The organism is Mesotoga infera, from assembly GCA_011045915.1.
Classification (GTDB): domain Bacteria; phylum Thermotogota; class Thermotogae; order Petrotogales; family Kosmotogaceae; genus Mesotoga; species Mesotoga infera_D.
Genome location: DSBT01000342.1, coordinates 1 through 10,132, shown reverse-complemented (window position 1 = coordinate 10,132; position 10,132 = coordinate 1). Strand labels below are relative to the sequence as shown.

Sequence of the window (10,132 nt, the reverse complement as noted above, 5' to 3'; positions counted from 1 at the left end):
CTGGTCGAGATCGCCGAGGTTCCCCAGTCTATGGGCTCTGAGCTTATGTCATGGTCAATACCGCCTCTTACTCTAGTAATTCTTCTGCCCTTTCTTATGGGATTCATGACCGGTGTGACTCAAGCAGGAGTGGGGCTGAGTCTTCCTCTGATTCTAAGTATGGGTAACGGTTACGGGACACTTTCCACGACGATTCTCGCTTACACATTTGCTGTTGTTGGAGTGCTTCTTTCGCCGGTTCACTTGTGTCTCGTTTTGACTAGCGAATACTTCAATGTCGAGTATCCTAGGATCATCAAGAGAATATCGGTAGTCACTCTGCTCTCGATTGCGGCTAGTGTTGTTCTCTTTTTACTCCTTAAGTCAACTTGAATTAACACAACTCAAGACCCGAGTAGTATATACTGTTTGTTACTTGCTCTAACGATGACTGGAGGTGAGAATTAATTGAAAGAACACTCCGTTGTCCTCTCTAATGTGACTAAAATCTTCGATGACTCCTTCACTGCCGTGGACAACGTTTCTCTTAATATTGAACAGGGCGAGTTCTTCTCTCTTCTTGGTCCTTCCGGTTGCGGAAAAACGACAATACTGCGAATGATCGCCGGATTTGAGGACCCCTCCTCCGGAAACATAACTCTTGGTGGAAAGAACATTATCGGTACACCTCCCAATGAAAGAGAAGTTAATACGGTTTTCCAGAATTACGCATTGTTTCCACATCTGAACGTATTCGAGAATATCGCTTTCAGCTTGAGACTCAGAAGGGAACCTGAGAATCAAGTGAAGAGAAAAGTGATGGAAATGATAGACCTTACTCGACTTAGTGGGCATGTGGAGAAAATGCCTTCGCAACTTTCAGGAGGGCAAAAGCAACGCGTAGCAATTGCCAGAGCTCTTGTAGGAAGACCCACCGTCTTGCTGCTGGATGAACCCCTTGCAGCTTTAGATGCGAAACTCAGGCAACACATGCTGGTCGAGCTTGATACTATCCACGATGAAGTTGGGATTACTTTCATTTACGTTACTCACGATCAAAGCGAAGCTATGTCGATTTCCGATCACGTGGCCGTTATGAACGAGGGGGAAGTGATCCAGCTTGGAACTCCTTTCGAAGTTTACGAAAGTCCCGTAAACGCCTTTGTGGCCAATTTCATCGGAGAAACCAATTTCTTCACGGGAAAAGTAGATAGAGTCGAAAATGAATATTTTCTTCTGGACACGGGAAGATTTGGAAAAATCTGGTTCTACAAGGACATGGACGTAAGCGAAGGCCAGGAAATTCAAGTCTCTTTGAGACCTGAAAAGGTAAAGATAACTAGGGAAAAACCAATCGTTCCCGAAGGTGTGAAGCTAAATGTTCTGAAGGGAGTAGTTGACGAAACGATTTATCTTGGAAGTCAAACAAAATACACAGTAGCTATCGGTCAATCCCACATGAAGGCATTCAAACAGCACGTCAGATATTTACTCGACGAAGTGATTATTTCCTGGAAAGACAATGTTTATGTCTGGTGGTTTGCGGATGACAGTTATGTTTTGAGAGAGATGGGCGGTGTTCCTCTTGAAGAGTAAGCGGAATCTGATTGGATTTCTGGTGTCATTGCCCGGGGTCCTATGGCTTACCGTTTTCTTTTTGATTCCATATTTGATAATCATTCTGTACAGCTTTCTTACTTCAGGAACATACGGAGGAGTAGAACTTCCCTTAACACTCGCTGCATACACCAGAATGCTCGGCAATGCTGGATACTGGCAGATACTTTGGAAGACTGTGTGGATCTCTCTTGTTTCGACAGTAATATGCCTGGGAATTGGTCTGCCGACTGCCTATTTCATAGCTACCTCGAAGAGAAGCAATATCTTCCTAACCCTTGTAATAGTCCCTTTCTGGACGAATTTCCTTGTGCGAGTATTTGGATGGATGGTTATTCTTGGAAGAAACGGAGTAATCAACTCGTTTTTGCAGCTGATAGGTTTCGATAGCCCCTTGATGCTCATGTACACGCCGGGATCAGTGATACTCGTTATAGTCTATATGTATCTTCCTTACATGATACTACCGCTTTACAGCGCGATAGAAAAGTTCGACTTCAGGCTCATCGAGGCCGCCATGGATCTGGGCGCAAAGAGAACCGAGGCGATAATGAAAGTTCTTGTCCCTTCCATCAAAGGAGGAATTATAGCGGGAATAATCCTGGTATTCATACCTGCTCTAGGCTCTTATGCTATCCCGGACCTTGTGGGCGGAACTGACGGGGCGATGTTGGGAAATCTAATTGCCAAACAGCTGACTGTGGCGAGAAACTGGCCCTCCTCTTCCGCGATTTCGATGATATTTCTGTTGATCTCTACTCTGGGACTCCTCGTTTATATGAGAATGAACAAAGTACAGAGCAAGAGGTGGCTCACCATTCGCGAGAGTTATATGAACGAGGAGGAGATTTGATGGAGACGAAGAAGGTAATCGGTAAGCGCAGATTCTCTTTGACCATAACTACTCTGGCCTTCGTCTTCCTGTACCTGCCAATTATCGCTCTGGTTCTACTGTCATTCAATGGCTCCAGACAGGGTGTTTCTTGGACGGGGTTCACTTTGAAGTGGTATTCCGAGTTGTTCAGACAGGCAGATGTCTGGAGAGCCTTTCTCAACACAGTTATAATAGCTGTTTCATCGTCCCTGGTGGCGACAGCTATCGGAACCTTTGCGGCAGTGGCTCTCTACTGGTACAAATCGAGAATGAAGGGTTATTTGGGAGTTCTGGTCTACACACCGTTGATAATTCCCGATATCTTGATGGGTGTATCGATGCTTATATTTTTCGTTGCCATTGGTATTCCTCTGGGGCTTATTACGATTTTTATCGCGCACGTGACTTTCTGCGTTTCCTATGTTACTGTAACAGTAATGACAAGACTCGAAGACTTTGACTATTCTATTGTAGAGGCCGCCCGAGATCTAGGCGCAAAGAGTTCTCAAGTTTTCAGAAGAGTGATAGTCCCTATGATTATGCCTGGGATAATGGCAGGCTTCCTGCTAAGCCTTACGTTGTCCATTGATGATTTTGTTATCACGTTTTTCGTTGCCGGGCCTGGATCCACTACTTTGCCTTTGAAAATATATTCAATGATTAAGTTCGGAGTCTCCCCGGTGATAAATGCGCTTTCGACTCTGCTTCTTGTTGGAACTCTATTCATATCTTTCTTTGGAAGCAGATTCAGGAAGCTAATCTTCTAGGAGGTGGAACAACTGATGAAGAAACTGACAATTATCGGTACCATACTTTTCGTTTCCGTGCTCGCGCTCGGTCAGGGAAATCTAATAATCTACGGCTGGTCGGACTACATTCCCAGTGAGGTTATTGATGCCTTTTCGCAGGAGTATGGCGTAAATGTGACTTACGACAACTACGATTCGAACGAGACGATGTTCGCCAAGCTCAAGGCAGGAGCGCGTGGATACGATCTTGCAATGCCCTCTGCAGATTACACAAGCATCATGATCAAAGAAGATATGTTGCTCCCTGTAGACAAGTCTCTGGTGCCAAATCTCGTAAACATAGATCCCGATATTGTAGAGCAAATGTACTATGATCCTGAGAATACGTACAGTATTCCCTACATGATGGGAACTACCGGAATCGCGGTTAATGCGAGTTTTGTCGAGGTCTATCCGAGATCGTGGAAGATCTTCGAATTGCCGCAATTCAAGGGAATGATGACTCTCCTTGATGATATGAGAGAAGTATTCGGTGCAGCCCTCAAGTACCTCGGTTATTCAGTAAACTCAACCGATCCAGACGAACTCGAGGAAGCAAAGAATCTTATTCTAAAATGGAAAGATAATATTGCCAAGTTTGATAACGAGCTTTTCGCAAAGGGGATAATTTCAGGAGAGTTTTGGGTGGTGCACGGTTACGGTGAGAATATCTTCTATGAAGCTACAGAAGAAGAGCTGAAGAATATTGATTTTTTCATTCCTTGGGAAGGAAGCACACTGTGGATAGACAGTTTTGTAATTCTAAAAGGCGCTACTAATCTGGAGAATGCGCATCTCTTCATAAATTACATACTCAGGCCCGATGTTGCGGCAGATGTATCCGATTACCTTCTTCTGCCTTCACCAAATGTGCCTGCAAGAGAACTGACTGAGGAAAGACCCGTTTATTCTGCCGAAGATCTTGAGAATACCGAACTGATCAGAGATCTTGGAGAGGATCTTCGTATTTACAATACTCTTTGGAATGAGATTAGATTCGGTTTGTAGTCTTAGACAGAAAGCATTTCCCAGAATCGTCTTATCTTAGGCGCATCTCCATTGAGTTAGGAGATGCGCTTTTTGGAGGAATATATACTATCTTTAGATAGTTGGTTTTTTCTGTGCTAAACTCAACAGACCACGGACTTTCCGAGAGGTGAGGTATGATTCCCATCAAGGACTTTGGAAGCAAACTCGTGAACAATATATCCAGAGTGATAGTGGGCAAAGACCCGGTAATCGAAAGAGTCCTCGCAGTCCTGTTAAGCGGCGGCCATGTACTGATAAACGATGTTCCCGGCGTTGGAAAGACTATGCTGGCTAGAAGTCTCGCCGTCTCGCTAGGACTCGACTTCAACAGACTTCAGTGCACTCCAGACCTCCTGCCTGGAGATGTAACCGGTATGAACATCCTGGATCTCAAGACACATGAGTTCACTTTCAGAAAGGGGCCGATATTCACCCAGATTCTTCTTGTGGATGAAATTAACAGGACGACTCCGAGAACACAGTCCGCCCTTCTCGAGGCTATGGCCGAGAGACAGGTAACTGTAGAAGGTCGGACTCTTAAAATGGGGAGTCCATTTTTCCTTATTGCAACTTAAAACCCGGTGGAATTCGAAGGAACGTTCCCACTCCCTGAAGCCCAACTGGACAGATTTGCTCTTTCACTTGCGATGGGGTATCCCGGCGAACAGGCTGAGAAGAGATTGCTCAAGGGAATCTCGTCAGAACACCCTATTACTGCCTTGAACCCTGTCTCAAGCAGGGAGGAACTGGTTGACGTCATGAACCAGACAAAAGAGATACTGGTTGAGGACTCCCTACTCGGGTACATTGTTTCCATTGTTAATGAGACGAGAAAACACAGAGAGATTCAGTTGGGTGCGAGTCCAAGGGGATCAATAGCCTTGATGGAAACAGCGAGAGCTTTAGCAGGTCTTAGGGGAAGGAACTTCGCAATCCCCGACGATGTCAAAGAAGTAGCACCGGATGTTCTCTCTCACAGAATTATTGCCAGGCCGGAGTCCAGACTAATGCGAAGAACGAATAGAGAAATCGTCATGGATATAGTGCAGTCAATTCCAATTCCTTTAGAATATGAAAAGGCTTGATCTTGAGGAAATCAAGTCCAGAAAAAGGCCGCTAATAGTTGCAACGGTCGCTTCAGTTTGCTGGTCATTGCTCTCTTTGAATGCTTTCTCAGTAACATTTGTACTGTTCTCTGCGATCGTTTGGCTTTACTACTACCTGTCTAGAAGGACTCTGAAAACAATTACCATAACGCGTTCTATTGACAGAGAAAGGCTTTTCTCTGATGAGACTCTCACAATAATATATTCTGTCGAAGGAAGTCGTTTCATCTCACTGAGCACAACTCTCTTCCCGGTAATTAGAGGAGATAGAGAATACTTCGTACCGAAAGAAAGCTCCTTCGTCTTGTCCCCAAACGAGGACAGAGAAGTTGAGACGAAAACAACTTTCAGGAGACGTGGAAAGAAAGATTTGTCTCGGCTTGTTCTTATTTCAAGAGATCCTCTGAGACTCTTCTCTCACACTGCCAAATACTTTGCTCCTGAATCCATACTTGTGCTCCCAAAGATTATGAATATCGATTACTTTCCCTTAAGACTCAGGGAACTGCTTCCCGGTAGCCGTAGCGATTTTGAGCTGATGGAAGATCCCGTAGATTTTAGAGGGATAAAGGAGTATGAAAGGGAACCGCTTAACCGGATTCACTGGAACGCCTCGGCGAAACTTGGCAAGCTTATGATAAAGGAGTTTGGTTACACTGCCGTCAGCAACACCATCCTCTACCTCGACCTGAATCTTTCAGGAGAGATTTTCGCTCGCGACGTTTGGGAGAAGATCAGGATTGACTATGAAGAGATCGCCGTGCAGCTTTCCCTTAGCTTAGTCAGGTTCACATATGGATCAGGAGGAAGAATAGGCTTAGTGATCGTTGGTGATGAGGTTCTCAGGTTGAGTGGCCTCGGCAGAGACTGGACTGACTTTGCCGAATTGCTCGCCGACACTAGAGGCAGCGATCAGGGTCCACAGCTCTCCGAGGTAATTGAAGATGATCTTGAACGATTCGACCCGGCTACAACTGTTGTGATTATTTCTATGTATCTCGGAGAGGATATTCTTCCCCAGCTCCTAAGGGCGAAATCTCATTCCAGCAGGGTAGTAGTAATTATTATTCCTTTCAGCCCCAGAGAGCCCTGGACAAAGCGAACCGTTTCTTATCAGATGCTTCCTAGAACAATCGAGGGATTAAAAAGACGAGCCGCTCTTCTTGAAGATGAGCAGATAATTGTCAGAGTTGTCGGCGATAACCAGTCGATCCAGGAGGTGCTTGTCGATCTTGAGAATCGATAAGGGTTCGCTAATTGATGCATGCGTTGTCTTCACAGTAAGTTTCACGATGCTTTTCTTAGCCGGAGGAGTTCTGTTTGCGGGTATTCTTTCTGGGCTGGTAGGATTTCTATTTTACCTTGGAAGGACGAAAGCTGGTTGCAGCATTTATCTATTGCTACCGATTCTCTTCTTCACGATAATGATTCTGCTTCTTGGGGTTCTGAGAACAGGTGTCGCTTTGTCGCTTTCAGCACTGGGAGCAATAGTGGGAATCGTGCTTACGATGGACAGAAAGGAATATCTATCTGTTTTCGGTTTGTTCATTGTCGGTATCTCTCTTTCAGCAAGTCCCGTACTGCAAAATACTGGAGCTTACATTACACTTATGGTTATTCTAATACGGGTACTCTTAATACCCAATGTTCCTAAGATCTTTGTGGCTCTCGGAGTCATTATTCCTTTAGTAGCCATTTTGTCTCTGGGCAACTACAGGGGAGGGCTACTATCTGTAAGAATGAAGTCCTCAGTCGTTGACATCAACGAAAGCCAATCAGAAATGTCTATAAAAGACGTGGGTTCAGCAGCTACAGAAGTTCCGTTCCCCTCTGGAATAAGAAATACCGAAGATCCTAATGAGTTTTCAATGATAGAAGAAGTCTCCGAGATAGGCTTATTAGACTCCCTCTTTCCTTTCGGATTCTACACAATCGCTCTGGTTCTTGTCGTGTCCATAGCGAGAAAGGCTGTCAAAGAGTTCAGGGGCTGGTGGCGCCTTGTTCTTCCCTTGATGGTTTTGATTTCCGTTGTGCTTGTTCTGGTTGGTGGCTTCATGTATCTGAGATCCTTACCTCTTTCAGAAGAATTTGTATTTGGCGCCGGCGGAATCTCTGGTGAACCCTCGGCATCTCTATCTCCTCCGCAAGAAACTGGGCTTCAGGAAGACGAAGAAGCTCATTCAGAAGTGGCACCGCGCATGGGTCTTTCGGCTTACGATATCCTCAGGTGGACGACCCTCGTTGGCATTGCGATTCTCACATCTCTTCTTGCCTACATTGTATTCGTAATTACAGGAAAGCGGCAAACAGTATCTTCTACACCACTCGTTGAAGAATCAAGAAGAACCGAAGGCATTCAGAAAAGTATGATTATCCCCGATGACTGTGAGGGAAGAGCGTTTATCATTTCAAGTTATCAGTTACTGAGAAACATTTACTTTGATGATCTGCGCCATCTGACACCCTTCGAACTAATCAGACAGACCAGGAACGAAACCAATCTCTTTCTTAAAGAGCTTACAGAGATCTATCTTCCCGTAAAATATGGCAATTGTGAACCGGACGAGGCTCAGTGCAGAGAATTCAGAAGCCTTCTGCTTGAGCTGAAAGAATATCTGGATACATTAATTAAAACCATTTGCAGAACATAATAATCTAGATCGCCATAGATTGGCCAGGCCGGAAAAGCTATAATCTCAGAAATAATCGAATTAATCTTGCAGGCAGCTTGCATTTTATTTGAAAGTCTGTGTTATAATCTATCTGTCCAAAGGACACTATCGCTTTGCAAGTGGTGCAAGGTAGTTTTAAGGAGGAACATTTAAGTATGACAGGAACAGTAAAGTGGTTCAACGGAACAAAAGGTTATGGTTTCATTACTAAGGATGACGGTGGGGATGTTTTCGTTCACTTCTCAGCTATTGAGATGGACGGTTTCAAGACCCTTGACGAAGGACAGAGAGTCGAATTCGATGTTGAAGACGGTCCAAAGGGTCCTCAGGCAGCAAAAGTTAGAATTGCGAAGTAATCGATTGTCCATATAGGAACCGGATCGCCCGCTTTTAGCGGGCGATTTTTTTGTTCTCTCCTGTAATCATCCGACTAATCCCTCTTCCCTGTGCTAACATATCAATAATCAAAACAAATAGCGGGAGGAAACGATGGACTCCAGATCAATGAATACACTTGACGGAACCATGTTCTTCAATGCCTTTTCCTCGGGTGCAAGTGCCGTAATAAAGGTGCAGAATGACCTGAATAAGATAAACGTCTTTCCTGTTCCCGACGGCGATACGGGAACAAATCTTGCTTCGACGATGCGTCATATTCTTGAGCTAACAGATGTATCCAATTCAATAGGCAAAACGACTAGATCAATCGCTGATGCTGCTTTGATGGGAGCGAGGGGAAATTCCGGAGCGATATTCGCCCAGTATATGCATGGGCTCAGTACTGCAATAGGAAATCGTGAAAGCATAGACAGACTTTCGCACGAGCGGCTCAAGAAGCAATATCCTACGCTTATGACGCTATGGTTACTCCAGTTGAAGGAACTATGCTGACCGTTATGAAAGACTGGGCCGATGCTCTCAATACTATTAATGGTTCCGACAAATCGCTGCTCGAAGTGATAGCTCAGTCGAACGCAGTCGCTCAGAAGTCGCTTGAAGAAACCCCTGATAAACTAGCGATACTGAAGAAGGCCGGCGTGGTCGATGCAGGCGCAAAGGGCTTCGTTGCATTTATTGAAGGAACCAAGACTTTTCTTAGCGGCAAGGGTGTGAATCTTGAAGATGAGATAATCCCGGATGTTGAGCTAAGAAATCACGTCCACATCGACGAAGGAAACATTGACAATAGATTCTGTACTGAAGCGATAATCGAAGGTACCAATCTAAATATCGAAGGAATTAAGTCAATCATTGGCGAATCCGGAGACTCTGCTCTTGTTGCCGGCACCGAGAGCAAGGTAAGAATCCATGTTCATACAAATGACCCGGCCGAGTTGTTTTATAGACTGAAAGACATTGGAAATGTGACTCAGCAGAAGGTTGACGACATGGAAATGCAGTATAGAGTTAGCCAGAAACGGAAATATCCAATCGCTCTCGTTGTAGATTCAGTATGCGATTTACCGAAGGAAGTACTGGACTATTATCAGACCCAGATGGTTCCGTTGTATCTCAACTTTGGTCAAAGCCAGTATCTAGACAAAATAACGATGAAGGCCGATCAATTCTATTCTTTGCTGGACTCTGCAGAGGACTACCCAGTTTCAGCGCAGCCGGGTATGAACACACTTCAGAATCTTTATCACTTTCTCGGAACGCACTATGATTCAATAATTGCAATTCATGTTTCTGATAAACTAAGCGGTACATGGAATGCCAGCATAAAGGCTGCCGAGCGACTAAGGGGGAAGAAGATCAGCGTAATCAACTCCCGGCACGTATCAGGATCAATTGGTCTCCTTGTGCTTAAGGCCGCAATGATGATTGAGGAACGACGAGATCATGATGAAATAGTTGAGACTATTGAAGCCCTGACGAATAACACAAGGATCTTCGTCAGCGTTAACACGCTGAAATACATGGTAAAGGGGGGAGAGTCAGTCCGGTGCTTGGGTTGGTGGGAAAGGCCTTTAATTTGAAACCCATAGTATCTGTGGATAGGGAAGGCAATTCAAAACTTTACGGAAAGGCCTTCAGCAAACTCGGAAACATGAAGAAGATACTTGG

The 10,132-nt window shown here is 44.8% G+C and carries 8 protein-coding genes and 2 pseudogenes; all 10 read left to right on the top strand.

All coding sequences use genetic code 11. From position 1 onward, the window contains the following. On the top strand, window positions 1–372 hold a 372-nt coding region (locus ENN47_11020; GenBank protein ID HDP78687.1), incomplete at its 5' end, for a DUF401 family protein. A 75-nt stretch (window positions 373–447) separates the two neighbouring features. Further along, window positions 448–1,575 carry an ABC transporter ATP-binding protein gene (locus ENN47_11015; protein ID HDP78686.1) on the top strand — a complete coding sequence of 376 codons (1,128 nt, stop codon included), beginning with the start codon at window positions 448–450 and terminating at the stop codon, window positions 1,573–1,575. Next, window positions 1,565–2,449: an ABC transporter permease gene (locus tag ENN47_11010; GenBank protein ID HDP78685.1), complete on the top strand. Its 885-nt coding sequence runs from the start codon at window positions 1,565–1,567 to the stop codon at window positions 2,447–2,449. Before ENN47_11015 ends, ENN47_11010 begins: the two co-directional genes overlap by 11 nt. Continuing rightward, on the top strand, window positions 2,449–3,237 hold the full coding sequence (locus ENN47_11005) for an ABC transporter permease (GenBank protein HDP78684.1): 789 nt from the start codon (window positions 2,449–2,451) through the stop codon (window positions 3,235–3,237). Before ENN47_11010 ends, ENN47_11005 begins: the two co-directional genes overlap by 1 nt. A 15-nt stretch (window positions 3,238–3,252) precedes the next feature. Next, on the top strand, window positions 3,253–4,266 hold the full coding sequence (locus ENN47_11000) for an extracellular solute-binding protein (protein HDP78683.1): 1,014 nt from the start codon (window positions 3,253–3,255) through the stop codon (window positions 4,264–4,266). 155 nt (window positions 4,267–4,421) lie between these two features. Beyond that, window positions 4,422–5,372: pseudogene (locus tag ENN47_10995) on the top strand (MoxR family ATPase). Then, on the top strand, window positions 5,359–6,639 hold the full coding sequence (locus ENN47_10990; protein ID HDP78682.1) for a DUF58 domain-containing protein: 1,281 nt from the start codon (window positions 5,359–5,361) through the stop codon (window positions 6,637–6,639). The pseudogene ENN47_10995 and the gene ENN47_10990 overlap by 14 nt, the downstream one beginning before the upstream one ends. Window positions 6,640–6,733: 94 nt before the next feature. Further along, entirely contained in the window at window positions 6,734–8,044 is a 1,311-nt protein-coding gene (locus tag ENN47_10985) for a DUF4129 domain-containing protein (GenBank protein HDP78681.1), read from the top strand. A 176-nt stretch (window positions 8,045–8,220) separates the two neighbouring features. Next, window positions 8,221–8,421, top strand: a complete 201-nt coding sequence (locus ENN47_10980) for a cold-shock protein (protein ID HDP78680.1) — start codon at window positions 8,221–8,223, stop codon at window positions 8,419–8,421. A 133-nt stretch (window positions 8,422–8,554) separates the two neighbouring features. Beyond that, window positions 8,555–10,132: pseudogene (locus ENN47_10975) on the top strand (DegV family EDD domain-containing protein).

Coding starts and splice junctions, on each gene's coding strand:
- ENN47_11005 (HDP78684.1), top strand. CDS start 2,449: ATGGAGACGAAGAAGGTAATCGGTAAGCGCAGATTCTCTTTGACCATA.
- ENN47_11000 (HDP78683.1), top strand. CDS start 3,253: ATGAAGAAACTGACAATTATCGGTACCATACTTTTCGTTTCCGTGCTC.
- ENN47_10990 (HDP78682.1), top strand. CDS start 5,359: ATGAAAAGGCTTGATCTTGAGGAAATCAAGTCCAGAAAAAGGCCGCTA.
- ENN47_10980 (HDP78680.1), top strand. CDS start 8,221: ATGACAGGAACAGTAAAGTGGTTCAACGGAACAAAAGGTTATGGTTTC.